General features: G+C 68.6%; 17 protein-coding genes. 9 read left to right on the forward strand and 8 right to left on the reverse strand.

What is annotated here, in order from left to right:
* Positions 1 to 152 precede the first annotated feature (152 nt).
* From HRU76_08395 to HRU76_08425, 7 genes are all read left to right on the forward strand, one after another.
* A complete protein-coding gene (locus tag HRU76_08395) occupies positions 153 to 650 on the forward strand; it encodes a response regulator (protein QOJ17600.1) in 498 nt (165 codons plus the stop codon).
* 129 nt (positions 651 to 779) lie between these two features.
* A complete protein-coding gene (locus HRU76_08400; GenBank protein ID QOJ17601.1) occupies positions 780 to 1070 on the forward strand; it encodes a co-chaperone GroES in 291 nt (96 codons plus the stop codon).
* A gap of 110 nt (positions 1071 to 1180) precedes the next feature.
* Positions 1181 to 1429, forward strand: coding sequence for a hypothetical protein (locus tag HRU76_08405; GenBank protein QOJ17602.1), 249 nt, complete (start codon positions 1181 to 1183; stop codon positions 1427 to 1429).
* Between the two features lie 55 nt (positions 1430 to 1484).
* Positions 1485 to 1715: a hypothetical protein gene (locus tag HRU76_08410; GenBank protein ID QOJ17603.1), complete on the forward strand. Its 231-nt coding sequence runs from the start codon at positions 1485 to 1487 to the stop codon at positions 1713 to 1715.
* A gap of 121 nt (positions 1716 to 1836) precedes the next feature.
* Complete coding sequence (gene groL / locus HRU76_08415; protein QOJ17604.1) at positions 1837 to 3474, forward strand: chaperonin GroEL; 1638 nt, start codon at positions 1837 to 1839, stop codon at positions 3472 to 3474.
* Positions 3475 to 3750: 276 nt separating this feature from the next.
* Positions 3751 to 4278 carry an HAD hydrolase family protein gene (locus tag HRU76_08420; GenBank protein ID QOJ17605.1) on the forward strand — a complete coding sequence of 176 codons (528 nt, stop codon included), beginning with the start codon at positions 3751 to 3753 and terminating at the stop codon, positions 4276 to 4278.
* The gene (locus tag HRU76_08425) at positions 4271 to 7822 is read left to right on the forward strand and encodes a hypothetical protein (protein QOJ17606.1); all 3552 of its coding nucleotides are present in this window, start codon (positions 4271 to 4273) and stop codon (positions 7820 to 7822) included. The genes HRU76_08420 and HRU76_08425 overlap by 8 nt, the downstream gene beginning before the upstream one ends.
* Before the next feature lie 9 nt (positions 7823 to 7831).
* On the opposite strand, the gene HRU76_08430 is transcribed toward HRU76_08425, so the two are convergent.
* The gene (locus HRU76_08430) at positions 7832 to 8335 is read right to left on the reverse strand and encodes a hypothetical protein (protein ID QOJ17607.1); all 504 of its coding nucleotides are present in this window, start codon (positions 8333 to 8335) and stop codon (positions 7832 to 7834) included.
* Positions 8336 to 8477: 142 nt separating this feature from the next.
* Here HRU76_08430 and HRU76_08435 point away from each other — a divergent pair, with 142 nt between their 5' ends.
* Positions 8478 to 8990, forward strand: coding sequence for a prepilin-type N-terminal cleavage/methylation domain-containing protein (locus HRU76_08435; GenBank protein QOJ17608.1), 513 nt, complete (start codon positions 8478 to 8480; stop codon positions 8988 to 8990).
* A 30-nt stretch (positions 8991 to 9020) separates the two neighbouring features.
* On the opposite strand, the gene HRU76_08440 is transcribed toward HRU76_08435, so the two are convergent.
* The 7 genes from HRU76_08440 to HRU76_08470 all read right to left on the reverse strand — a co-directional run bounded on the left by HRU76_08440 (position 9021) and on the right by HRU76_08470 (position 16094).
* The gene (locus tag HRU76_08440; GenBank protein QOJ17609.1) at positions 9021 to 9569 is read right to left on the reverse strand and encodes a hypothetical protein; all 549 of its coding nucleotides are present in this window, start codon (positions 9567 to 9569) and stop codon (positions 9021 to 9023) included.
* A gap of 47 nt (positions 9570 to 9616) precedes the next feature.
* Entirely contained in the window at positions 9617 to 10789 is a 1173-nt protein-coding gene (locus HRU76_08445; GenBank protein QOJ17610.1) for an ABC transporter permease, read from the reverse strand.
* An 18-nt stretch (positions 10790 to 10807) separates the two neighbouring features.
* Positions 10808 to 11959: an ABC transporter permease gene (locus HRU76_08450; GenBank protein QOJ17611.1), complete on the reverse strand. Its 1152-nt coding sequence runs from the start codon at positions 11957 to 11959 to the stop codon at positions 10808 to 10810.
* A gap of 14 nt (positions 11960 to 11973) precedes the next feature.
* The gene (locus tag HRU76_08455) at positions 11974 to 12675 is read right to left on the reverse strand and encodes an ABC transporter ATP-binding protein (GenBank protein QOJ17612.1); all 702 of its coding nucleotides are present in this window, start codon (positions 12673 to 12675) and stop codon (positions 11974 to 11976) included.
* Positions 12662 to 14137 (reverse strand): efflux RND transporter periplasmic adaptor subunit, encoded by a 1476-nt coding sequence (locus tag HRU76_08460; protein QOJ17613.1) that lies wholly within the window; start codon positions 14135 to 14137, stop codon positions 12662 to 12664. The genes HRU76_08455 and HRU76_08460 overlap by 14 nt, the downstream gene beginning before the upstream one ends.
* Positions 14131 to 15528 carry a TolC family protein gene (locus HRU76_08465; GenBank protein QOJ17614.1) on the reverse strand — a complete coding sequence of 466 codons (1398 nt, stop codon included), beginning with the start codon at positions 15526 to 15528 and terminating at the stop codon, positions 14131 to 14133. The genes HRU76_08460 and HRU76_08465 overlap by 7 nt, the downstream gene beginning before the upstream one ends.
* 134 nt (positions 15529 to 15662) lie before the next feature.
* A complete protein-coding gene (locus HRU76_08470) occupies positions 15663 to 16094 on the reverse strand; it encodes a hypothetical protein (protein QOJ17615.1) in 432 nt (143 codons plus the stop codon).
* Positions 16095 to 16334: 240 nt separating this feature from the next.
* Here HRU76_08470 and bamD point away from each other — a divergent pair, with 240 nt between their 5' ends.
* Positions 16335 to 24446: an outer membrane protein assembly factor BamD gene (bamD, locus tag HRU76_08475; GenBank protein ID QOJ17616.1), complete on the forward strand. Its 8112-nt coding sequence runs from the start codon at positions 16335 to 16337 to the stop codon at positions 24444 to 24446.
* The last annotated feature ends 187 nt before the right edge of the window (positions 24447 to 24633 follow it).

Consider the following 24633-nt stretch of genomic DNA (forward strand, 5'->3'; position numbering starts at 1 on the left):
GCAGGGGGCCAGCGGGTCGGTCCTTGATGAAACATGGCTCAAATCATTGCTGGAATGGGATTTACGTGTCACGAAATCAGCGATCAATCGGCATGGCCCTTGCCCTTGCTCCGAGGGGGCGTGCTGTTGCCTCGCCCGGCTGGCTTCATTCCATGATCGACACTGGCGCCCAACTTCAACCCCGATTGAACCTGCTGCTCACCGACGGCGGCTGGCGGTCGGAGTCGTGGTCGGATCAGCTGCCGCGGCTGTTGGAGCCGGTGGGCATCCGCTCCATCAAGGTTCGTTCCGGGCGCGAGGCGGAGGAGCTGATTCGTTCGACGCCCGTGCATATCGCCGTGATCGACCTGCGTATTCCCCTGGATGGTTCGGCGGCTTCGGGCGACGCCGCTCGCGCCAGCGGTCCGCGCGTGCTGCAGCTGCTGCGGCGGCTGAACCCAGCGCCGCCCACCATCGTGGTTCGTGACGCCCAGCCCAGCGAGCGCGAGGGCGCCCGCACGCTCGCCGCCGCCCTGCGCGAGGGCGCGTACGCGGTGCTCGACCACCCCGTGCGGCTGGAGACGATGCTCGAGGTGCTCCGCCGCGTCACGCGACGCTTCTACGCCGACCTGTGGGGCAGCAGTCGCCCGGGAGGCAACGCAATGGCGTAGGTGAAGCGGCTGAGGTGAGCGCCGAGTTCCGATTCTCACTCCCGCCATCCCTGCCCAATGCCCAGGCGCCTGATGCCACTGATCTCTGACCTCTGACTTCCGTTCACCGATTTCTGGAGAGATGACCCCATGAAACTGAAACCACTCGGCGACAAGATCATCGTCAAGCGCGATGAGGCCACCACTCGCACCGAGTCGGGCATCTATCTGCCCGAGACCGCCAAGGACAAGCCCAAGCAGGGGACGATTCTGGCGACAGGCAGCGGCATCCTGAACAAGGACACCGGCGAATACATGCCCTTCTCCGTCAAGAAGGGCGACAAGGTGATCTTTTCGTCCTACGCCGGCACCGAAGTGAAGCTGGATGGCGAGGAGTTTCTCATCATGACCGAGGATGACATTCTCGGCGTGATCGAGTGACCCGTTGCGCCGAGCCCGATCACCCCTGTGACCACGTCGCCGCCCGGCTTCGCCTCGCGATTCCGGCCGTCACGCGACCCGTCCCACACACCCAGAAGGGAACCTGAATCATGGAACGCGGACCGCTGCTGCGGATTCTCGAGCAAATGAAGGGCACCGACAAGGAGCTGGATCTGATCATCATGGGTCACGGCGAGCCCAAGCAGATCGTCAACGTCGTGGACTGCGAGGAACTGCGCTCCTCCCACGGCATCAAGGTCACCACCAAGCAGAACTTCATCTGGATCGACGCCTCCCACGTCTCCATGGCCTACCAGGCCAGGGCCGACATCGAAGGCGAAATTCCCGGACTCGATTGACTTGGACTTTCCTCTTCTCGATCCCTCAACACCTTGATCCCTCGAACCCCTCCTCATGACATCCGACCAGCTCCGCAAAGCCCTGCATGAACTCGACGGTCAGCGCGACCTGCGCGTGATCTTCGATCATGCGCAGGCGTGCCTGATCCGCGGGGCGCTGCTGATCCCCGAGGAGGCGGACGCGATGGTCAAGGTCACCGATGGTTCACGGGTCTTTCTGCTCGACGCCCACCGTGTGGCATGGCTCATCATCGGCAAGAACCTGGCGGGCGAGGTGGTGAAATAGGGAACGCGAGGAGGGGCCGGAGCGCAAGCTCCATGTGCCGCGTGCGCGGCTGACCACGACCACCGATCACTGACAACCGACAACGACAACCAACAACACCGATCACCGGAGACTACGAACCATGGCTGCGAAACAGATCGCCTACGACACCGACGCCCGCGAGCGCATCCTGCGCGGCGTGCAGAAGCTCTCCAAGGCCGTCAAGGTCACGCTCGGTCCCTCGGGACGCGTCGTGGTGCTGGAGAAGTCCTTCGGCGCGCCCACCGTCACCAAGGACGGGGTGACCGTCGCCAAGGAGATCGAACTGAGCGACCCCTATGAGAACATGGGCGCCCAGATGGTCAAGGAAGTCGCCAGCAAGTCCAGCAAGGACGCGGGCGACGGCACCACCACCGCCACCATCTACGCCGAGGCCATCTTCTCCGAGGGGCTCAAGAACATCACCGCCGGCGCCAACGCCAACGCGGTGAAGCGCGGCATCGACATGGCGGTCGGCGCCATCGTCGAGGAGCTCGGCCGCATGTCCACCCCCGTCAAGACCAGCGAGCAGATCGCCCAGGTCGGCACCTGCTCCGCCAACCAGGATGCTCACATCGGCAAGATCATCGCCGAGGCGATGGACAAGGTCGGCAAGGACGGCGTGATCACCGTCGAGGAGGGCAAGTCGCTCGAGACCGAGGTGCAGCTTGTCGAGGGCATGCAGTTCGACAAGGGCTACCTCTCGCCTCACTTCATCACCAACCCCGCCACCATGGAGTGCGTGCTGGAGGACGCCTACATCCTCGTCCACGAAAAGAAGATCACCAGCGCCAAGGATCTCATCCCGGTCCTGGGCAAGGTGGCGGAGAGCGGCAAGAGCATCCTCATCGTCGCCGAGGACATCGAGGGCGAGGCCCTGGCCACCCTCGTGGTCAACAAGCTGCGAGGCGTGCTCAAGGTCTGCGCCGTCAAGGCCCCGGGCTTCGGCGACCGACGCAAGGCCATGCTGGAGGACATCGCCGTGCTCACCGGCGGCACCGCCATCATGGAGGAGCTGGGCATCGACCTGGAGAAGGTGACGCTCAACGACCTGGGCCGCGCCAAGAAGATCACCATCGACAAGGACAACACCACCATCGTCGAGGGCGCGGGCAAGACCAGCGACATCCAGGGCCGCATCGAGCAGATCAAGGCCCAGATCGAGGCGTCCACCAGCGACTACGACACCGAGAAGCTGCAGGAGCGGCTCGCCAAGCTGGCGGGCGGGGTGGCGCAGATCAACGTGGGCGCCGCGACGGAAGTCGAGATGAAGGAGAAGAAGGCCCGCGTCGAGGACGCCCTGCACGCCTGCCGCGCCGCGGTGGAGGAAGGCATCCTGCCGGGCGGCGGCGTCGCCGTGCTCCGTGCCCGCAAGGCGCTGGAGAAGGCCCGCAAGAGCGCCAAGGGCGATGAGAAGATCGGCGTGGACATCGTCAGCCGCGCCGTGAGCGCCCCCATCAAGCAGATCGCGGCCAACACCGGGCTGGACGGCTCCATCGTGGCCCAGAAGGTGGAGGAGTCGAGCGACCAGAACTTCGGCTTCAACGCCATGACCCATCAGTACGAAGACCTGGTGAAGTCGGGCGTGATCGTGCCCACCAAGGTGGAGCGCGTGGCATTGCAGAACGCGGCGTCCATCGCCGGGCTCCTGCTCACCACCGACTGCGCCATCGTGGAGATCAAGGAGAAGAAGGAAAAGGCCCCGGCCGGCGGCGGCGGGATGGATGACATGGATTATTGAGCACCGGGCCAGTGGCTCGGGTGTCCCTGCCCGTGCCGACAAGCGAGTCGCATTCATGCAACCGCCCGCCGCAAGGTGGGCGGTTGCGTTCCTGCATCACCTGGGTGCTGCTCATTCGCTACGCCCTGCCGTGCGAATCATGTGAATCCCAGGGGTGTTCCTGGCGGCAAGGGGTTGGAGACTTGCTCCGCGAGTGGCCTCGGAGCCAACCGGCGCGGAGCGTCTCCACCCCAACCACCTCTCTTCCGGTAGAATCCCGCGCAAGGAGGCGCGCTCATGGCGGATGATCCCGGCGAGATTCGGCTGCTCTGTCTCGACGTGGACGGCGTGCTCACCGATGGCGGCATCTTCATCGACGATCAGGGGGTGGAGACCAAGCGATACCACGTCCGCGACGGCAGCGGGCTGGTCATGTGGCGCAAACTGGGGTACCAGACGGCGTTGATTTCCGGTCGCACGGGCATGTGCGTCACGCACCGGGCGCGGGAACTGGGCATCCGCCACGTCCTGCTGGGGGTGCCGGACAAGGGCGAGGCGGTGGGGCGACTGGCGACGGAACTGGATATCCCGCTGGAGCAGGTGGCCGCGATGGGCGACGACCTGCCCGACCTGCCCATGCTGCGGATGGTCGGCTATCCTATGGCTGTGGCCGACGCCTGCCGCGAGGTACGCGAGACGGCGCGGTTCGTCACGGTGCGTCCGGGCGGCTTCGGGGCCGTGCGCGAGGCGGTGGAGCACCTTCTCAAGGCGCACAACCGCTGGTCGGACGCCTTGGCCCTCTTCGGAATCCAGGACCATGACTGACCCCGTCGTCCGTTCGTCGGATGATCCCCCGCCCGTGGACGCCTACGGCCGCGGGCGTCGCTGGCTGCTGGTGACGTGCGGCGGCCTGCTGGCCCTGGCCCTGCTGGTGGTGGCGTTCAACCTGGATGGTCCGGACGATCCGGTGCGTCCGTCGGATGACGGGTCGCCGGTCGCGGAGATCAAGCCGCCTTCGATCGCCGATGCGGCGTCGGGCGGGTTCTCCAACGTGCGCGAGGGCGACTTCGTCCTGGAGCGCGGCGGCTGGGTGCAGATCGCCGACGCCCAGGGACGCCTGGTGCAGGAGTACACCGCCACTCGCCTGGAGCCGAAGCCGGGCGGAGAGATCGAGCTCATCAACCCCAGCGGCCGGTTTTACCTGTCGAATAACCGCATCCTCGTGGTGTCAGGCGATCAGGCCACGGCGCGCCGGCGCGACAACCGCATGCTGGAATCAGGCCGCATCAGCGGCAACGTGCGCATCGCACTCTACGAAGGAACACGGGATACCCTGCCCGATCCGCGCACCATGGGGCCATCGGTCTATGTGACCACCAGCGAGGCGGTGTTCGACAACCTGCGCGGCGAGATCCGCTGCGACGCCGACCTGCACGTGCAGACCACGAGCATGGAGTTCTTCGGGCGCGGCCTGCTGGCCGATTACGACAAGGTGTACGGATTGAGGCGGCTGACGATCGACGAGGCGACTCGGCCGATCCGCATCGCGGGAGCGGCGCTGGCGAAGGCGACGAGCGGTTCGACGGAAGCCGCGCCTTCCACCGACGGCGCCTCCACGCTTCGTCACGCGCCGGACCTGACCGGTCCCCACGCCGCGCCGGGCGGCGTGTCGGGTCGCGGGCTGGAGCTGCCTCCGTTCGTCGCCTCGGTGCGTCCTCAGTCGGCCCCGCCCCGCCCCGGCCCGGATGCCTCGGCGGCGGAGCGGCGCGACTGGCTGCGCGCCCGGCGCGAGATGGCCGAGCGCCGCGCCCGCGAAGCGTCGCGTCAGGCCGAGCCCGATCGCTTCTACCGCGCCACGTTCGAGCGCGACGTACACCTGTGGCGAGGCGTCGAGGCCGATCCTGACCAGTTCATCACCGGGGACGTGCTTCGCCTGGTTTTCTCGATGGACAACTCCGAATTGCGCGAGTCGTCGGTGGCGGCGGCGGGTCGATCGCGAAGCGGCGGGGCGTGGATTCCCAGCATCCGCCCGCGCGACGTGGTGGCGACGCTGGTGCTCGCGGCGGCGCAGGATCCCGTTGATCCCTCGCGCGTGGCGCCAGCACCGGGGCCGGACGACGTCTACCTCTCCTATGCCGGGCGGCTCATCGTGCTGCCGGTGGAGCCCGGCGAAGTGCATCTGGCGTCGAAGGACGACGTGCATGCCGAACTGGTCGGCTCGCCCGTCACGCTGGTGGACCGGGCCAAGGAAGCCACGGCCACGTGCGGGCGCATCGAGTACATCACCGCGGGCGAGCGATTGGCGCTGCTCGGCACCGACGAGCACACGCTCACGCTCGACAGCAGCGAAATCTCGCTCAAGGGAACGCGCTTCGACTACAGCGTCCGCGACAGCCGGGGCGAACTGGTCGGGCCGGGCATGATGCATCTGGCCGAGGGCGTGGCGCGCATCGAAGGACAGGCGGCAGAGGCGGGCGCGATCGATCCGAACGCGCCGGCCCGGCCCGAGGCGCCGGCGCTTGACGGCGGCCTCGACATCGAGTGGTCCAGCGGCGTCGAACTGGTGTTCCTCGACAGCCCGAACGCCGGCGCGGGCCAGGGTGGGGGAAGCGGCGGGCGCGGGCGACTGGAGAAGGCCATCTTCCGAGGCGATGTGATCGTCAACGAAGAACGTTTCAACATGCAGAGCGATCTGCTGGAAGTTCACTTCGACACCGAGCAGCCGCGCGTGGCGGACGCCGCCCAGGGCGAACGATCCGAGGCGATCCGGGAGATCGTCGCCGCGGGCGCGGTCATCGCCCGGGGGCTGGATGAGCGGGGGGGGCTGCTGGGCACCGATCACCTGCGCATTCTCTTCGCACCCGATCCGGATGATCCGAAGCAGGAGCGCAAGCCGCGCGAGATGTTCGCCACGGGCCGGTCGATGGTGCGCGACGCGACGCAGGAGGTGAAGGCCTCGAACCTGTACGTGCTGCTGGAGCCCGCGCCGCCGAAGCCGGTGGGGGAAGGCGCCGCGCCGACGCCGGATCGTTCCACGCAGTTCTCCGATCGGCGCATCCGCACGTTCCGCGCGGAAGAGAAAGTCGAGATCGTCATGGACAACGGGGCGCGGGCCTCGGGCGATCTGCTGGTCGCCGACGCGATCGCCGAGATCGCCGATCTGACGGGGCGTGAGGTGGTGGTGACGGGGTCGGAGGAAGGCGTGAATTTCACCGCCTCCGGCACGCACGCCAAGGTGACGCGCGAGCGAGGCCGCGCCACCGTGACGCTGGTGGGCGCGGGCAAGGCGAATATTCTCAACCCCGGGCGGAAGGACGCGAAGGAGTCGCCGGCGGAAGGCGCCGCGCCTCCCGCGCCGCCGGTCGATCCGCCCGCGGCCCCCTCGGATGCGCCGCCCGGAGGAAACGAGGGGCTGGAGTCGCTTTCGCTCGACGCCCGCACCATCGATCTGGAGTGGACGGATCGTCTGACGTTCACCGAGGGGGCTGCCGCCGGCTCGGGCATGCTGGACGTGCGCGGCTCGGTCAAGGCGCGCTCCGAGACGCCGCTGGAGCGGAACTTCATCGACGCTCTCGTGCTGACGATGGAGTTCGAGGAGGAGGCGATTCCCGGTGCGCCGCCGGGGGAGGGCGGCAAGCCGGCCACGCGACGCGTGCTCAGGCGGTTCACCGCCAAGGGTGATGCGAAACTTGAAACGCACCTGTGGGATGAGCCGGGTTACACCGGACCGCAGCGGATTCACTACATCGCCGGGCAGCACGTGGATTATCACCAGCGCACCCTCGAGGCCACGGTGCTGGGCGCCGGGGAGCTGCTGATTCACGACCCGCGCCCGGAGACATCCGATGCGGGCGCGGAACGCGGCGTCACCGAGGCCGGACCGGTTCCCATGATGGGCATGACGGGTCGGGGCACCACGCTCTTCCAGTGGCAGGGCGGCATGGTGATGAAGCAGCAGGTGGATGAGCGATACCAGATCGTGATGCAGCGAGACGTGACCATGCAGCGCAAGGGGCTGGATCACTCCACCATGACGCTCTCGACCGCCAAGCTGGACGTGGCCGTCAAGCGTCGGCCCGGCGCGGAGCGCCAGCCGGGACTCGACTTCGGCGGCTCCACTGACGTGGAGAAGTTCGAGGCCCGCGGCGCGGTGCTCTTCAGCGGGCTGGGCCGCCGCGTGGACTGCGACGCGCTGACCTACACGAAGGCCACCGAGATCGCCGAGATCGCCGGCACGCCCACACGCGACGCGGAGATTTCCACGGAGCGCTCGCCCATCCCCACGCGGGCGCGCCGCTTCCGCTGGGACATGCTCGCCGACCGCGTGCAGATTCTGGAGCCGTCCACCACGGTGCCGCGCGGGGGGTGACCACGCCGGTTACGGTGCGGCGGACTCCTCCACCGGCTCCCCATGCGCCCGCAGCAGGAATCGATCAAGGTATTTTCGCTCGAACAGCGAGAGCGCGTCGTGCGTGGCGGAAGGATTTACGCCCCACACGCACGACTTCAGCGTCGTCAGCTCGAGGTCCAGGTGAATCTGCAGTGAGCCGTCCAGCGTGAGCGCCGCGGGAATCCGGCCAGCCAGCCAGGCCGAGGCGGCGTTGACCCCCGGCGCGCCGATGACGATGGACGGCCGCTCCATCAGATCGAGGTTGTTCAGATACCAGAGATCGGTGCAGACCATGATGTCGAGCCCCGACTGGGCGACGTCGATCCACTCGCCCCGGCGGGTGCGCCCGTCGATCCAGCCCCGGATGCGATCCCGCAGCCGGTAGGCGACCGGACGGTCGAAGACTTCCGCGCGCAGGTGGGCGCCGACCACGATCAGCAGCGAGCGATCGATGTCGAGGGGTTTGGTCTCGATCAGAACGGACTGGCTCATGGCAACCTGTATCGACTATCCGGTATGGGCAGGTTGACTGGAGCGGCTCCATCGGCCCATCCAAACCGGATCGCCCAACCTGCCTCGTCATCCAGCCGATCCTTGCGGGGACACGATGCGCCGCGCCTCATGCGCCATCCCGATGTCTGACCGGAAGGTTCAGGGTCGCCCCGCGCGCGGCATGACGCTGGTCGAACTGCTCATCGTCATCGTGGCGCTGGGGATCCTGGCGGCGATCGTCTTCCCCAAGTACAACTCGATCGAGTCCGAAGCCAGGGCCAAGAGCGCCGCGTCGAACGTGCGCCGCGTGCGCGAGCTGATCCAGGTGCACCGGCACTCCGGGCTGTATCCGCTCAACGAGCAGGGGGTGCCGGAGGAGATTCACGCCGAGTGGTTCCGGGGCACGGGCATTCCCGAGCACTCCTGGACGGGCCGGGTGATGCGGATTCAGCGCATCGCCGCCGGGGCGACGACGCTCTACCCCCTCGAGAAGACGTTTGACCTGAACGACGCCAACGCGGTCAACGCGTGGTACAACCTCGACAATGGCCGGTTCTGCATCCTCGTGCCGCCCCGCGCTGACGATGCGGACACATTGGCGCTGTTCAACCTCGCCAACTCGTGCGAGGCCGCGTCGCTCGATCAGACGCAGTAGGGCTGCCGTCAGTCAGGAGCCAACGGTCTCCTACTGCACGATGAAGATTCCGGTGGCGTCCACCACGAGCAGGTCGCCTTCCGATTGAGCCACCGTGCCGACGACGATGATCTCGCTCAGCTCGCGCAGTCCACGGGCGCCCTTGGCGTTCACCTTCAGCGGCTGACCGGCGGCATCGACGATGCGGATGGTCGCCGAGTGCTTCGCCAGCGACTCGCGCGGTTCACAGCAGTAATCCCAGGGTGTGCGGCATTCGTCGCCCGGCGTATCCGAGCATGCCGCCGGTCCCGCGCCGACGATGGTGAACGCGGCGCGTCCGTCCACGAAGGGCGTGCGGCTGCCGCCGATGCGTCCGCGGAGCGTGATCGGCTGGCCCGCGGCGGCGCCGGTCTTGGCGTCCGCCACGCCTGGCGCGGACTCGGGGGCGGCGGGCAGGAACAGCGAATCCGGCAGCGTCGCCGCGGCCGCGCCGTTGACCGGCGCGCCTTCACCGCCACCGTTGCTCCCGCATCCCGTCACGCCGCTGGTGAACATGATCGCGGCCAGCAGTGAGCCCGCCGTCCATCGTGTGAATCGCATCGAGGCACTCCTTTCAGACAGCATATGAACCCGGTTCGGGTTCGGTTTCAGACCGCCTTGAGCGCGCTGGGGATGGGCATGCGCAGACAGCGTATGCCGGGCGGCATCGCGCCGATCACGCCCAGTATCAGTCCCGCGCCGAGCGACACGCCCAGCACGGGGGCGTCCACCACCAGCCCGAACGCGCCGATGGAGAACCGCACCGCCACGCCGTCCAGCAGCCACAGCCCAAGGGCGCTGCCGATCAGCGCCCCGGCGGCGGTGGCGACCACCGACTCCTGCACCAGCGAGGCGAGGATGGCGACGCGACGAAACCCCAGCGCCTGCAGCGTGCCAAACTCGCGCACCCGCGACACGAAGGCCGCGTACATGGTGTTCAATCCGCCCAGCAGCCCGCCGATGGCGATGAGTCCGGCGGTGATCCATACCACCGCGCGGATCGGCGCGAAGAACGCCGACAGCCGGGCGTAGTAGGCGGTTTCGGGAATCGCCGTCAGCTCCAGGTCCAGCCGGGTGCGCGCGAAGAGATCGACATCGGAATACTCTCCTGCTTGGGGATCAAGCGTCAGGATCACGCATGAATCCGTCTCACGCTTCATGGCGGTCTTGAGGTCGGTCAGCGATGTCCAGATCTCGGCGTCCATCACCGTTCCCAGCGCCTCGAAGCGGCCCACGATGATCCACGGCTGCTTGTCGATCCACAACTCGCCTCCGACGGCCAGTTCGTCGGAACGCACGCCCAGCCGCGTGGACGTTGCGCCGCCGACCATCACTTCATTGCGCCCCTGCATCGGCAGGCGTCCTTCGACGAGGCGCACCTGGTCGTGCACGAGCAGTGCGGCGGGGGTGACGCCTCGCACCATCACCAGTGCGCCTCGCTCGCCGTCCCGCGCGAGGCGAGTGGGGAGCTGCACGTGGACCTCGGGCGAGACGAAGGGGGTGCCCATGTCCTCGCGGATGCCGCGGATGGTGCCGGCCACGATGCCCGCCACGCGGGCGCCGATCTCGCTGCGCTCCACCGATTCCTCGCTGCCCGTGCCCAGCAGGATGACGTTGTTCGCCCCGCCCGATCCCTGCAGCGACAGCCCCATGCCGCGCACGAACGCCGCCGCCGTGAGCACGATGAGGACCAGCAGGCCGCTGCCGCCCACCGTGAGCAGCAGGCGCGTGGGCGACCGCCCGAGGTTGCGGATGGCGTAATCGAGGGGGAGTCGTCGCACGTGTCAGTTCCTTCCTGCTCACACGGCGCGGAAGCACGCGGCGATCTCGCGTCGCCCGGCCTGCCACGCGGGAACCAGCCCGGCCAGCACGCCTACGCCGCCCGCGATGGCCAGTCCGACGCCGAGGGTCGTCGGATCGATGTTGACCAGCACGCTCAGCCCTTCGTTCGAGAGGGTGAACGACCCCCAGTGCAGCACCGCGCCGGCCGCCCCGGCGCCCAGCAGGCCGCCGAGCATGCTCAGGAGCAGTCCTTCGGTGACGATGAGCCGGGCGATCAATCCGCCCCGGAAGCCGAGTGTCTGGAGAATCGCGTGCTCCTTGATGCGATCCTGCACGCTCAGGATGGTGGCGTTGGCGACCAGCCCCAGCACCGCCAGCAGGCAGCCCCATCCGACGAAGCGCGTGAATCGCACCAGTTCGACCACGTCCGCCCCGGCCTGGGCCACGAAGGCCTTCTCGGGGCGCGTGTGCGTGGGCTCCACGTCGTGGCGGAACTCCTCGTCGATGCGCCGGGCGACCTCCTCGAGTTTCGCCGGGTCATCCACGCGCACGTTGAACTGCGTGACGATGCCCAGCTTGCTGCCCCGCGCCGCCTGCTGCAGAAATGGCAGCGACACGTACGCCACGTTCTGGTCCTGGTGTTCGGTGGAGCGCAGAATGCCCGCGATGTTGACTGTGACGCCCGCGGCGTCGAACGACTGGCCCACCTTCAGACCGCGGCGCGAGGCGAGCCGCTCGCCGACCAGCGCGGCATCCGAGCGCCGACGCCACTCGTCAATCGATCCGTCGAGGATGGTCCAGTGCTTCGCCAGGTCATCGAGGCGATCCCCCGGCACGCCGCGGAAGGTCACCACGTCGAGCGACGCGCCGCAGTTGTTCACCACGATCTTCATCGGAACCACGTTCGTCACGCCCGGCAGCCGCGCAATGCGGTCGCCGTAATACTCCGGCAGGCGGCTGGTGGCGGGGCAGAAGCGGTTTTCGCGGTAGACGACGAGCGTGGTGTCCGCGGCGGTGACGCTGGTGGCCTCATGCACCCCGCGCTGCAGCGCCTGCACGGTGACGAAGAGGAACATCGCCACCGCGATGCCCGCGATCGTGAGCGCGCTGCGCGTGCGGTGACGCCAGACCTGCTTGAGCGTGAGCGGGATGTATCGTGGTCGGATCATGTCATGCTCCAGGATCAGCGGGCGCCGACGGCGACGACCTGTTCGGCCTCCACCAGCCGCCCCTTCTCCAGATGGACCGTCCGCCCGGCGTACGACGCGCAGTGCGCGTCATGCGTCACCATGATGAGCGTGCGCCCCAGTTCCTTCGACAGCCGGGTGAGCAGGTCCATGATGTTCGCGGCCGATTCGCGGTCGAGGTCGCCGGTGGGCTCATCGGCGACGATCAGCGTCGGTTCGGTGACGATGGCCCGCGCGATGGCCACGCGCTGCTCCTGCCCACCGGAGAGCTGCCTCGGGTAGTGGTCGTGGCGGTCGGCCATGTCCACCAGGTCCAGCGCCGCCCGCACCCGTTCGTGCCGCTGACGCCTGGACAGACCATGCAGCAGCAGCGGCAGCTCGATGTTCTCGTAGGCGGTCAGCACCGGCACCAGGTTGTAGAGCTGGAAGATGTAGCCGACGTTCTTCGCCCGCCATGAAGCCAGCCGTCCGCGCGACAGCGTGGCGATGTCGGTGCCGCCCACACGCAGCACGCCCGTGGTGGGGCGGTCGATTCCCGCGATCAGGTTGAGCAGGGTGGTCTTGCCGCTGCCGGACGGGCCCATCAGCGCCAGGAATTCCCCCGGCTCCACGTCCAGGTCGAGCGACTGGAGCGGCGTGATGGTCACGTCGCCCTTGTAGTACGACTTGCTGAGATTGCGGCACTCAATGAAGGGCATGATCGACGGCTCCTTCCATGGCGTGGACGGCGATCGAATCATCGCGGACGCGCACGATGCCGCCGGGCGCCAGCGGCCCACTCGATTGAACGATCACACGGTCGCCCGCCTTCACCCCGTCGAGAACCCGGACGTAGCCGGCGTCAGCGGCGGACTGGAGCGTGACGTCGCGCCGTTCCGCCACGGCGCGGCCGCCGCGCGTGGGACGGGCCAGCCATACCACGGCGCGATCCGACGCTCGCTCGGTCAGCGCGGCCTCGGGCACATACAGCCGAAGTTCGGCGACGGCCTCGCCGTCGCGCGGCGCCCCGGCGCCGGCGGATGTCGCCTCGCCCCCGCTGACGAAGCGCACCCGCATCAGCATGTCGGGCTTGAGCACGGAGGGCGGCGCGTCCAGCACCACCTTCACCGCCACGGTGTTGCGCTGAATGTCCGCCTCATGCACGATGCGGCGCACCTCGCCGGTCAGCACGACATCGGGCAGGGCCTCAGTGGTCACTTCGGCTCGCGTGCCCAAGGCGATCTTGCCGAAGTCGGCCAGGGGCACATCCGCCCGCACCTGCAGCCGCGCGGGGTCGTAGAGCGAGAGCATCGCCGACATGCCCGCGCCGCCCCCCCCGGCCCCGCCCCCGCCCCCGCCCCCGGAAATCGCCATGCTGATGCGCGTGCCCGGCTGCACGGTGCGCGACAGGACCACGCCCGACACGGGCGCGCGGATCACCGTGCGCTCCAGGGCGAGCTGAGCGGTGCGGCGCTCGACTTCCGCCCGCTTCAGCGCCGCCTCGGCCACGGCGACGGCCGCGCGAGCGGCGTCGGCCTCCGCTTCGGCCGCCTTCAGGCGCAGCGTCAGGCGGGTGAACTCGCCTTCGGAAATGCCGCGAATCTCGACCAGGCCGCGCTTGCGCTCAACCTCATCGCGCAGTTCGGCGACGCGAGCCAGCGCGATCGGCAGGTCGGCCTTCATTCGCTCGACGGACGCCCGCTCGGTGAGCACTTCCGCATCGGCCCGTTCGAGCGCCAGCCGCGCATCCTCGTCGATCAGCGTGACCACGACCTGCCCCGCCTCCACGCGCTCGCCCTCGAGCACGTGCACCTCGCGCACCACGCCCTCAATGAGCGGCTGGACCAGCACCGCGTAGGGCTCCGGCTCGACCCATCCCGGGGCCTGGGCGAGAATCACCCGCGCGGCCGGAGTGGACGCGGATCGTGCTTCGGGCGACGCTTCGATCAGCGCGGGCGGGCGTGCGATGACTGGCAGCACCGTCACCTCGACCGCGGGTCGCAGCGACTCCCGGGCGCTGTAGCCCAGCACCCCCACGGCGCCCAGCAGCATCGCCAGGGGCAGCAGCACGCGCGTGGACCAGCGGAAGCGGGGGCGGGGAACGTCGATTGCGCCGCCTCGCCCCCTCGTCGGGGCGCCCGCGGCCAGCGTGAGCAGATTGCCGGTGGATCGGGTCACCATGACGCGCCTCCTTCCGTCGTGCTGGGGGGAGCGGAATTGTCATCCGTGTTCGACGGACCGAGAAGCCGCGACAGCGCCACGCCCGCGCGAGCTTCCGCCGCGATCAGGTCGATCAGTCCGAGCCGCCCTTCCAAGCGCTGCCGAAGCGTCTCGAGCAGCATGAAGGTGTCCACCTCGCCCAGTTCCGCGATGCGGCGGGCGTCGTCGAACTGGGCGTCGATGAGCGGCAGAATGCGCTCTTCCATGACGCGGCGGCGCTCCGCCGCGCCGTGCAGTCGGGCGATGGCCTGGGCGCGGTCCGAGGCCAGGGTTTCCATTGCGGTTTCGAGCATCACCCGGGCTGCGTCGCGCTCGGCGCGGGCCTCGGCGATGGCTCGCTGGTTGCGATTGAAGATTGGCAGAGGCAGCATGAGGCCGACGCGGACCCTGTGCTCCTCGTCCTCGTACTCGTAGCCGGGCCCGACGCCCAGGTCGGGGTACTGCCTGCGGATCTCATGCGCCAGGGTTCGCTCCGCCGCCTCGTGCATGGCCTTCAACGTCTGCAGCGTGGGGTGTTCGATGAGCGAGCGCGTCGCGTCCATCGGGAGCGACTCCGGCGCCGGCGGCTTCGGCAGGTCGCGCGCCGGGGACAACGTCACGTGCGGCGCCAGCCCCATCAACTGGCGCAGGCGCAGGGCTGCGAGGGTCAGCGACTCTTCCATCGCGTTCAGGTCGTTGACGAGCTTCATTCGTTCGATGTGGAACAGCCGTGCCGCGGTGCGAGTCATTTCGCCCGCCTGCTCGATGCGGTCCACGATGGCGATGAGGGCGTCGAGTTCCGCCTGATACGCACGGGCCGTCTCCACCTGGTGCTCCATCGCGGCCCGCTCCACCCACGTCTCGCGGACCATCATGCGCGTCTCCCACTCGCGCTCGGCGATGCGGTGGAGTTCAACGGCGTGCCCGGCGTCAGCCAGGGCGATCTCCGTCTTGAGCCGGCCGGAAACGGGCAGTGTGAAGGAGATCGAAGTCATGAACATCCACGGGTTCGCCATCCCGCTCACGATGCGGGTGACGTCCATGGCGAGCACCGGGTCGTCCCACAGTCCGGCGTGGGCGGCGCTTGCGGCGGTCACTCCCGCGCGGGAGCGCGCCACGCGCAACTCCGCGTTGCCGAACAGCGCCAGGGCTTCGGCCTCGGCCAGGTTCAGGCCGTCATCAAGCGTCCACGCCGCAGGGGTGTCGGCCGTCGCGGCGATGCGCGCCGCGAATGACGCCAGCGTGTCGTTCGTGGGAACCGAGTTCAACCAGGCGGCATAGTGGCGCTCCAGCTCCGGCGGGCTGGGCTGGTACGTCTGGCAGCCGGTCAGGGCCGCCGACAGCAGCGGAATGAGAAACCAGCGAATGGACACGGTCGCACTCCCAAGGGGTTCGAGCACATCAACTGCCTGCCTTGTTGTCCGTCGAACGCGCGGGTCCGAGCGCACGATGGCGGCGCATCGACAGCGTCGTCCGAACAGGCGAGGGTCTCGCGTGGGAGTGAGAGCTAGATGAGCAGGCGCGTGGCGCGCACGATGGGCGCGTGCAGGCAGCCGGCGTGACTCGTCTCGCGGATCAGGCGAGATGCCGCCGGCGACTGGGGCGGCGACGCGACAAGCACCCAGGCCGGCAGGCAGGAGGCGTCGGCCTTGACCAGCCGGGGGGCGTCGATGGCGCCATCCGCCCGCATGGGTTCATGCGGCAGATCGACATTCAGGCAGCCGTTGCAGTCATCGTGACAGGGCGTGGCGCAGGCCAGCGAGACCACCGGGGCCGCGACCTCGCGGGGGCAGCACGCTTCGTGGCCGGTCGTCGCCGTTCCGACGTGGCACGATTCCGCCTGCGGGATGCACAGGACGCCGCCGGGATGCAGCATCACCGCCACCGCTCGCATCGAGAGCGTCGTGAGCAGCAGGATGGCCGCGAGTGTCCTGCTCATGGTCCTTCAATGATACATCGGATGACGAGGTCGGGTTATTCCGTGTCGGGGTCTTCGGGCACGTGATGGACCAGCGAGGGGCTTGATGGATGGGACAGGCGGTCCCATCACCGACGGCCTTCATTGACTTTATCGGCGGTTCTTACACGGTTGTGACTCAGAAGAGGCGGTTTCGGTCGTAATGATGGTGGATGCCGCGCCTTCGTGGCTGGTTGTCGGTTTCTCCGCAGGAGAGGTGTCATGGCGACTTCCCCGAGTCGATTGGTCATCGTTCTGGCGGCCTTGCTTTCGTTTTTGTTCTGCGCACAAGTGCTTGCAGCACAAGAGTTTCAGGATTCCGCCGAGATCATCCATCTGCGCCAGACGATGCGTCAGGGCGATCTGGAGCAGGCCGTGACGGCCGCCGACGCCGCTCTTGCCGCCCGTGTGCGCGAGCAGGATGAGGCCCTGCATCTCAAGGCGACCGCCCTGTTCCACCTCGGTCGATTCGCGGATGTGGTCGCCGCTTGTGATGAGCTCCTGACCACACACCCCCGGTCGACGTGGATGCGAAAATCGCTGTTCCTCAAGGCCCAGGCGCTGACGCAGCTGCGCCGCCACGAGGAGGCGGAGCGTCTCTATGAGCAGGAGGCCGAGCGGCTGCTTTCCGCCTCGCGCAAGGAAGAGATCGCCGCGATTCTCACGCGGTTCGCCGATGACCTGGCGATTGATCCCGACGCCAACGACCCCGGCGCGCCGCCTGCCGACCGGGCGAAGTCCATCAAACTGTATCGGCGCGTGCTGGGCATGGAGATCGGCCGGGGGCTGCGCGACGAGGTGCTCTTCAAACTCGCCTCCACGCAGTACGACGCGTCGGACTTCGGCGGCGCGGTCAACTCGCTGCACCAGTATCTTGACGAGTTCGATCCCCAGTGGGCCGGTCCGGTCGGCTCGGTCCAGCGGGCGCGGGGTCAGAAGCGGGAGAATCCACCCCCGGCCGGCGCGCACGTGCTGGAAGCACGCTATGTCCTCGGCAAGTCGCTCCTGGCGTCGGGCGCCAACGCCAACGCGCGTCAGGAGTTCGAGGATCTTCTCTCACTCGCACGTGCGGTAGAGGTCGAGAAGGTCGGCGACGTGGACTCAACCACCTTCCTCGCCAACGTCTCGTGGCAGATCGTGCGCACCCACGACCTGGCGCAGGCGACGGGCGATGACCTGGAGCGCGGGCTCAAGGCGGCGCGGGAGTTCCTGGCGGTCTACCCGGCCCACCCCTACGGCGTCGAGGCGGCGTGGCTGATCCCCCTTGCCCTGCAGCGCCACGGGCGGCTCGATGACGCCTGCAGGGGGTACGAGGCGTTCATCACCAGGACCAGCCACCGCCTGCCGGACGGCGCGGCGGCGACCGACGTGCTGCCCCGGCATGGCAAATCGCCGGCGCAGCTTCAATCGGAGTGGGAGCAGCAGGCCACCTTCCTGCTGGGCGAGATCCGCCTGCAGCAGCGGCAGTTTGAACCGGCGTCGCAGTGGTATCAGCAGTATGTCACGCGATTCCCCAACGGGCCCCGGTGGTCCGACGCCCAGCGACGGCTGATCGATGTGGAGTATCAGGTGGCGCTGGACCGCATCGAGAAGCGTCAGTACGCCGAGGCCGAGGAACTGCTTGGAGCGTTCCTGTCTCGGCATCCGCTGGATGACCGCGCGCCCCAGGCGGTGTTCATCATCGGCCAGATGCACGCGACGGAAGGCGATCGACTTCACGCCATCGACTCGGTCGGACCGATCGGCGTCGACGCCGGGCCCGATGACACAACCTCGCGCGCCGCGGCCCGAGCCGAGTACCAGCGGGCCATCGCGGAGTGGGGACGGCTGGTCAGCAAGTATCCGGAACGCGAGGAGTCCGGCCTGGCGCTCTACCGCACGGGCGTGCTGCTGGAGGAGAAACTGGGCGACCTGGAGGGCGCACTGGACGCCTACCGCCGGCTGACGTGGAGTTCGTGGGTCGGCGAGGCCCGCGCCCGCATCGCGCGCATGACTGAGAAGCAACTCACCCTCGCCACGCCGCGCACCTGGCGCACCACCGAAAAGCCGATGGTTTCGCTGCGTACCCGCAACATCGAGAAGGTGACAGTGCGCCAGTACTTCCTCGACGCCGAGGCGTACTTCCGCAAGACGCACTCCACCACGGGCGTGGAAGCCCTGGACATCGCGCTCATCGAGCCGGATCGCACCTGGGAGGTCGCCATCGACGGCTACGCCAAGTACCGCCCGCTGGAGCGTCTGATCGAGGTTCCCTTCGACGGTTCAAGGCCGGGCGTGTGCGTGATCAACGTGTCCGAGGAGGACTTCGAGGCCACCACGCTGGTGATTCGTTCGGATATCGACTTCGTGGTGCGCGGCGGTCGGCGCGAGGCGATTGTCTTCGCCCAGAACATGGTGACAGGCAGGCCCGTCGAGCAGGCGCGGGTGCTGCTCTCGGACGGGTCGCGCGTCTTCGCCTCGGGCGAAACCGGCGCGGACGGCGTGTGGCTGGCGAGGCACGACGACCTGGGCGGGGTGCAGGATCTGCGCGTGTTCGCCGCGCGGGAGGGGCACATTGCGTCCAACGCGCTTGATCTGCGAAATCTGCGCGTCGCCAGCGGGCTTTCGCCGCGCGGCTTCATTCACACCAGTCAGCCGGCGTACAGGCCGGGGCAGGTGGTGCAGGCGCGGGGTGTGATCCGCGAGGTGCGCGACGGCGCCTACCACGCGCCGCACGGCGCCGAGTGGGTGGTGGCCGTCATGGATTCCGCCGGACGGCTCATCCACGAGCAGGTGGTCACGCTGTCGAAGTTCGGCTCCTTCAGCATCGAGGCGCCCATCAGCCCCGCTGCGCCGGTGGGGGAGTACACCATCACCGCTCGTCAGAAGGAAAAGGGCGAGTGGACGGCCTCCGTCGCCTTCCAGGTGCAGCAGTTCCAGTTGCCCAAGGTGCTTCTGAGCGCGGAGATCGACAAGCCCGTGGCGTACCGGGGCGACATGGTCACCGCGACGTTCGTCGCCCGCTACCCGTGGGGTGAACCGGCGAGCGATCGGCCCATCACGATCCATCTGCCCGACGGCCGGGTTCTGGCCGATCGAACGAATGCCGAAGGCCGGGCGAGCGTGCGCTTCGACACGACGGGGATGAGCGGCGACCGCGCGCTCGTGTTCCAGGCCACGCTGGATGGCGAGAACGTCGCCGCGTCGGGGTACGTCATGATGGCGACGTATGGATTCCGCATGGCGGTGAAGCCGCGCGTCGAGGAAAGCGTCATCGGCGAGCCGTTCGACGTTTCGATCGAAACGGTCTCGCCGGACGGCAAGCCGATGAGCCGATCGGGCACGCTCTTCGTGCTGCGGCGCGTGACGCCGCCGGTGAACCCGGTGCTGGCGGGCGTGCCGTGGCTGAGCCCGCCGGGCATCGTGCCGGCGGAGATCACGGTGGAGGAGCATCGCTTCACCACCGACGCCGCCACCGGCAAGGCCACGGTGCGGCTGTCGGTCCGGGAGGCCGGTGAGCACGTGCTGCGCGCCTCCGGCGAGGACCAGTTCAGGCAGATGGTGACGACGGAGGCGTCGATCCGCGTCGCCGGGTCGGATGATGCAACCCGTCTGCGCTTCTTCGCGGAGTCCGACGCGATGTCGGCGGGTGGTTCGCCCGTGGTGCGGCTGCACAGCATGATCGACAAGGGGCTGGCCCTGCTGACGTGGGAGGGTGAGTCCATTCTGTCCTACCGCGTCGTGCCCGTGCAGGCCGGGCACAACGAGGTGCGTTTCGATGTCGGCCACGACCTCTACCCCAACTTCGCACTGACCGCCAGCGTGATGGATGGAGCGCGGCTGCACTCGGCGCGCAAGACCTTCACGGTGGAGCGCGGGCTGCGCGTGAAGGTGCAGCCGAAGCTGGGCATGTACCCCCCCGGATCGACGGGACAGGTGGAGATCACGGTCACCGATCAACAGGGGCGTCCCGTGGAGGCGGAACTGGCCATGGCGCTGTTGGATGAGACGCTGCTGGCGGTGCATCCCGACGGCACGCCGCCGATTCAGGCCTTCTTCCAGAGCGGGGTCACGCGATTCGCGGACTTCCGCGCGGCGTCAAGCAACGGTTTCCGCTACGACGCGATCACCACGCGGGTCATCAAGGCGTACCTCGAGGAGGCCGACCGCCTTGTGCAGACGGAGCGACGACAGGAGGAGCTGGCGCGCGCGGGGGAGTCGCTGGAAGCGCTCAAGAGCGCGGCGCCGGCCGCCCCGCCAGCGGGACGGCCCGCGCGAGGCGGCGTCACGGGCGGCGGCTCCGGCGCCCCCGGAGCCCCCGGCGCCGCGGATGTGCTGCTCGTCGGTCGGGCGTCTGACGCGCGCCTGGGAGAGCGAGAGGCCAGCCGTCTCCTGCGGCTCGATGTCAACGCGGAAGGCGGACCACCGATGATCGGCGGGTTCGCGGGCGCCGACGATGCCGGCGGCATCGTCGCGCGACGCGACGTGGACGCCGCCGGCTGGTGGAATCCCTCGATCATCACGGACGCGCAGGGCATGGCGGTGATCGACTTGGCGCTGCCGGAGCGCGCCTCGTCGTGGCGGCTCATCGCCCGAGGCGTCACCGTCGAGACGCTGGTGGGCGAGGCGACCGGCCAGATCGTCACGCGCAAGGATTTCTTCGTGGAGATCAAGACGCCCCGTGCCGTGCGTGAGGGCGATCGTCCGCGCGTGCTGGCCCGCGTCCACAACCTGACCGAGTACGCCGGTCGCGTGGAACTGACGATGACCGTCGCCAGCGGGACGCGCACCATCGCGGAGCAGCGACGGTCGATCGAGATCACCAAGGGACAGGGGGGCGAGGCGCTCTTCGAGCCGTTCGAGACTCCCGCGGCCGGCGAGTTGGAGATCACGGTGGCCGCCCGCGCCGGGGCGCATGGTGACGCGGTCAGGCGAGCGCTCGCCGTGCTTCCGTGGGGCGTGGAGTACGCCTCGCACGGAGGCGGCGTGACCACGGGTAGCACCTCGGTGGCAGTGACCTTGCCGCCGGGGCTGCCGTACGCCTCGCGCTGGCTGATGGTGCAGGTCGGCCCTGATCTGGATCGCATGCTGCTCGACCTGGTGCTGGGCGGATCGTTCACACCCGCGCCTCGTCGTGAGGCGGAGCATGCGGGCGTGGCGTTTCCGCGATCCATGCCGATCTGGGGCGGCTTCGAGGGCTCTGAACTGCTCGCCGCCATCGCCGGTCTGGAGTACGCGCGGGCGGTGGAGGCGCCGGCAACGGACCTCGACCGACTGAACGCCCGCGTGCGCGCCCTGGTGGGGGCTGTGGTGGTCAGTCAGCAGGGCGACGGCGGCTGGGCGCTCACGCCCGGCGCCAGTTCCGACTGGTACGCCAGCAGCATCACGTACTGGGCGCTGTCGCGGGCGATGCGCGCGGGCGTGACGGTGCATCTCGACACGCTGGCCAGAGCCGAGGCGTACCTGCTCTCCGCCTACCAGCGCTCCGAGGCGGCTGACAACGAGTCGAAGGCCGTCATCCTGCACGCTCTTTCCGCAGGCGGCAAGGCGGACTTCAACCTCGCCAACGCGCTCTACCGCGAGCGGCAGACCCTGCCCCCGATGGCGCAGGCCTACGCGGCGCTCGTCTTCGCCAATCTCGACCGGCTGGAAATCGCGGCGGAGATTCTTCAGTTGATCGAGGCCTCGGGGCGGACGGTCGCCGAGCAGGGGCGCACGCTGCGATCGTGGTCGGCGCCCCGGGGACGTTATCCGTGGCTCCATCAGGAGGTGGAGACGACCGCCATCGTGCTGGCGGCGCTGATGCGCGTGAAGCCCGGCTCGCCGCAGGTGCATGAGGCGGCGCAGTTCCTGCTGCATCGGGCCGGGTGCGATGGACTCATGGGCGGGCGCGAGCGCGGCGTGGTGCTCAGCGCGCTGGGGGGCTACTTCCAGGCGGGCCGCTTCGCCTCCGATGATTATGTGCTCACGGTGACCGTGAACGATCAGCCGGTCGGCACGATCGCGCGGCGAGGCGCGGGCGGTATGGTCACGATCGACGTGCCCGCGCAGGTCCTGCGCGACGGGGCCAACACCGTGCGCTTTGACCTCAACGGCCGGGGCCGGTACGCCTACGCGGCGACGTTGCGCGGGTTCTCGTCAGAGTTCCGCGACAACCCCGGCGCGGGGCTTCCGCAGGTGGAATCGCGTCGATATGTCCACGCGCCGCTCACCTATCGCAGCGCACCCATCAATGCGGCGAGTTCATCGCCCGTCAAGCGCATCGAGGTCGGGCAGCGCGTGGTGGTGCGCGTGGACATGCAGAACCTGCACAACCCGCAGCCGCTGGTGGTGGAGGAGCCGCTGCCCGCGGGCATGACCTACGTGGAGGGGTCGCTGTCGGGCGGCAGCGTCTCGCGCGTGGAGCAGCGCGACGGTCGGCTGGTGCTTCACCTGCCGGGCGGCGCGATGATGCCGGACTTCTCGTACGAACTCGTCGGCTTCACCACGGGTGAGTACCGCGCGGCGCCCACGCAGGTGCGGGCGGCTCTGGACCCGTCGCGCCTGCGGCTGGGCAAGGTCGATGCGCTCAGCGTGCTTCCGCCGGGTGAGAAGTCGGATGACCCGTACCAGATCAACGATCATGAGCGGTTCGTGCTGGGCAGCGCGCTGTTCAACGACGGGCTGCTGGCGGAATCGCTGGAATATCTCTGGCCCCTCTTCGATCGACCGCAGAAGTACAGCGAGCGCGAGGTCGCCCGCATGCTGCTGTGGATTCACACCGTGGAGTATCTCTTCGACCCGGCCCGCGTGGTGAGCGCGTTCGAGATTCTCACCGTGCGCCACCCGGACCTGACGATTCCCTTCGACCGCATTCTCGCCGTGGGCCGGGCGTATCGGCATCTCGGCGAGTTCGAGCGCGCGGCGATCGTCTTCCGCGCCACCATCGACTCGAGCTTCCTCAACGATTCCATGGTCAGCGCGGTGCTCGAGGACGAGGGCCAGGTGCTCGATTCCATCGACTTCCAGGAGTCGCTCTGGTGGCAGTACCCCGACACGCCGGAGGTGGCGGCGAGCGCCTTCGCGCTGTCTCAGCAGTTGTACGCGCTGTCGCAGCGCGCTTCGGAGTTGGCAAAGGTCGCCCGACGCGTACGCGTGCCGGGACAGGCGGGGGCGAACGCCGCGGCCGATCGCCCCACGCGCGTCTCCCTGCTCACCGGGGCGGTGCGCCTGCTGTCGGACTTCCTGACGCGATACCCCGCCAGCCCGCTGGCGGATGACGCCGCCTTCAGCATGGCCAACGCCTTCCTGGATCTCAGGGACTACGACGCCGTGATCTCCCTCTCGCAGTCGTTCGCCAGGCGCTTCCGCGAAGGCGAGTTCGCGGGCGGATTCCAGTACATGACCGCGCTGGGTCACTTCTGGAAGCGGGATTACGAGCCGGCATTGGCCGCCGCGCGGGTGGTGGCCGACGGGGAGACCGCCGACCGTGACTTCGCGCGGTACATCCTGGGGCAGATTCATCACGCCCAGGGACATCCGGCCCAGGCCATCGAGTGGTACAACCGGGTGCGAGCGCTGTACCCCGACGCGGCGGAGGCCATCGACTACTTCGAGCGCAAGCGGCTCTCGCTTGATGAAGTGACCATCCGCAGGCCGGGCGAGAAGGTGGAGCTTCCCATCCGCTACCGCAACATCCGCGAGGCGGACGTGCAGGTCTACCGCGTGGACCTGATGAAGCTGTATCTGCGCGAGAAGAACCTCAGCCAGATCACGCAGGTCAACCTGGCGGGCATCGAACCGATGGTCTCGACGCGCCTGTCGCTTGGCGACGGCCGGGACTACCTGGACAAGGAGCGCGTGACGCCGCTGGAGCTGAAGGACGAAGGGGCGTACCTGGTCATCTGCCGGGGAGACGATCTCTTCGCCAGCGGACTGGTGCTCATCACGCCGCTGCGCATCGAGGCGCAGGAGGACGCCCAGTCGGGCCGCGCCCGCATCAACGTGATCGACGACGTGAAAGGGAACCGTCCCGCGGGGGTCCACGTGAAGGCCATCGGCAGCGCGGACAGCGAGTTCCGCTCCGGCGAGACCGACCTGCGCGGCGTGTTCATCGCCGACGGACTGCGCGGGCGCGTCACCGCCATCGCGCGGGACGAGTCGGCGCGGTACGCCTTCTTCCGCGGCGAGACGTGGCTCGGCGCGCCGGAGGATCGCGGTCGCGTCCCCGTGCAGCCAGCGCCGCAGCCCCAGAGCGTTGATTATCAGGGCAACCTGCGACTGCAGAACGACGCCCTGCAGCGTCAGAACCAGATGGAGTGGGACCAGCTCCGTCGCCAGCAGCCCGCTGGCGTGGAGGTGCAGCGGGCCAAGTGATGGGCCGCGGTTCAGGGAGTCCACCGATTTGGCGTGTCACGGCTCTGAGAGCCGTGCGGGTGTCATCCCGCGTTCGAGTGGGCGGCGCCCTTCGGTGGAGCATCGAATCAGGACTTGAACACAGGGCCCGCCTTGCACCGCCGGCACGCGCCACGGCCGAGACGGCCGTGGCACACTGGGGTGCACG

Source organism: Phycisphaeraceae bacterium (genome assembly GCA_015709595.1).
Classification (GTDB): Bacteria; Planctomycetota; Phycisphaerae; order Phycisphaerales; family SM1A02; genus CAADGA01.

Excerpts from the sequence above, each read along its gene's own strand:
- HRU76_08395 (QOJ17600.1), top strand. The coding sequence starts at position 153 with ATGATCGACACTGGCGCCCAACTTCAACCCCGATTGAACCTGCTGCTC.
- HRU76_08400 (QOJ17601.1), top strand. The coding sequence starts at position 780 with ATGAAACTGAAACCACTCGGCGACAAGATCATCGTCAAGCGCGATGAG.
- HRU76_08405 (QOJ17602.1), top strand. The coding sequence starts at position 1,181 with ATGGAACGCGGACCGCTGCTGCGGATTCTCGAGCAAATGAAGGGCACC.
- HRU76_08410 (QOJ17603.1), top strand. The coding sequence starts at position 1,485 with ATGACATCCGACCAGCTCCGCAAAGCCCTGCATGAACTCGACGGTCAG.
- groL (QOJ17604.1), top strand. The coding sequence starts at position 1,837 with ATGGCTGCGAAACAGATCGCCTACGACACCGACGCCCGCGAGCGCATC.
- HRU76_08420 (QOJ17605.1), top strand. The coding sequence starts at position 3,751 with ATGGCGGATGATCCCGGCGAGATTCGGCTGCTCTGTCTCGACGTGGAC.
- HRU76_08425 (QOJ17606.1), top strand. The coding sequence starts at position 4,271 with ATGACTGACCCCGTCGTCCGTTCGTCGGATGATCCCCCGCCCGTGGAC.
- HRU76_08430 (QOJ17607.1), bottom strand. The coding sequence starts at position 8,335 with ATGAGCCAGTCCGTTCTGATCGAGACCAAACCCCTCGACATCGATCGC.
- HRU76_08435 (QOJ17608.1), top strand. The coding sequence starts at position 8,478 with ATGTCTGACCGGAAGGTTCAGGGTCGCCCCGCGCGCGGCATGACGCTG.
- HRU76_08440 (QOJ17609.1), bottom strand. The coding sequence starts at position 9,569 with ATGCGATTCACACGATGGACGGCGGGCTCACTGCTGGCCGCGATCATG.
- HRU76_08450 (QOJ17611.1), bottom strand. The coding sequence starts at position 11,959 with ATGATCCGACCACGATACATCCCGCTCACGCTCAAGCAGGTCTGGCGT.
- HRU76_08455 (QOJ17612.1), bottom strand. The coding sequence starts at position 12,675 with ATGCCCTTCATTGAGTGCCGCAATCTCAGCAAGTCGTACTACAAGGGC.
- HRU76_08460 (QOJ17613.1), bottom strand. The coding sequence starts at position 14,137 with ATGGTGACCCGATCCACCGGCAATCTGCTCACGCTGGCCGCGGGCGCC.
- HRU76_08470 (QOJ17615.1), bottom strand. The coding sequence starts at position 16,094 with ATGAGCAGGACACTCGCGGCCATCCTGCTGCTCACGACGCTCTCGATG.
- bamD (QOJ17616.1), top strand. The coding sequence starts at position 16,335 with ATGGCGACTTCCCCGAGTCGATTGGTCATCGTTCTGGCGGCCTTGCTT.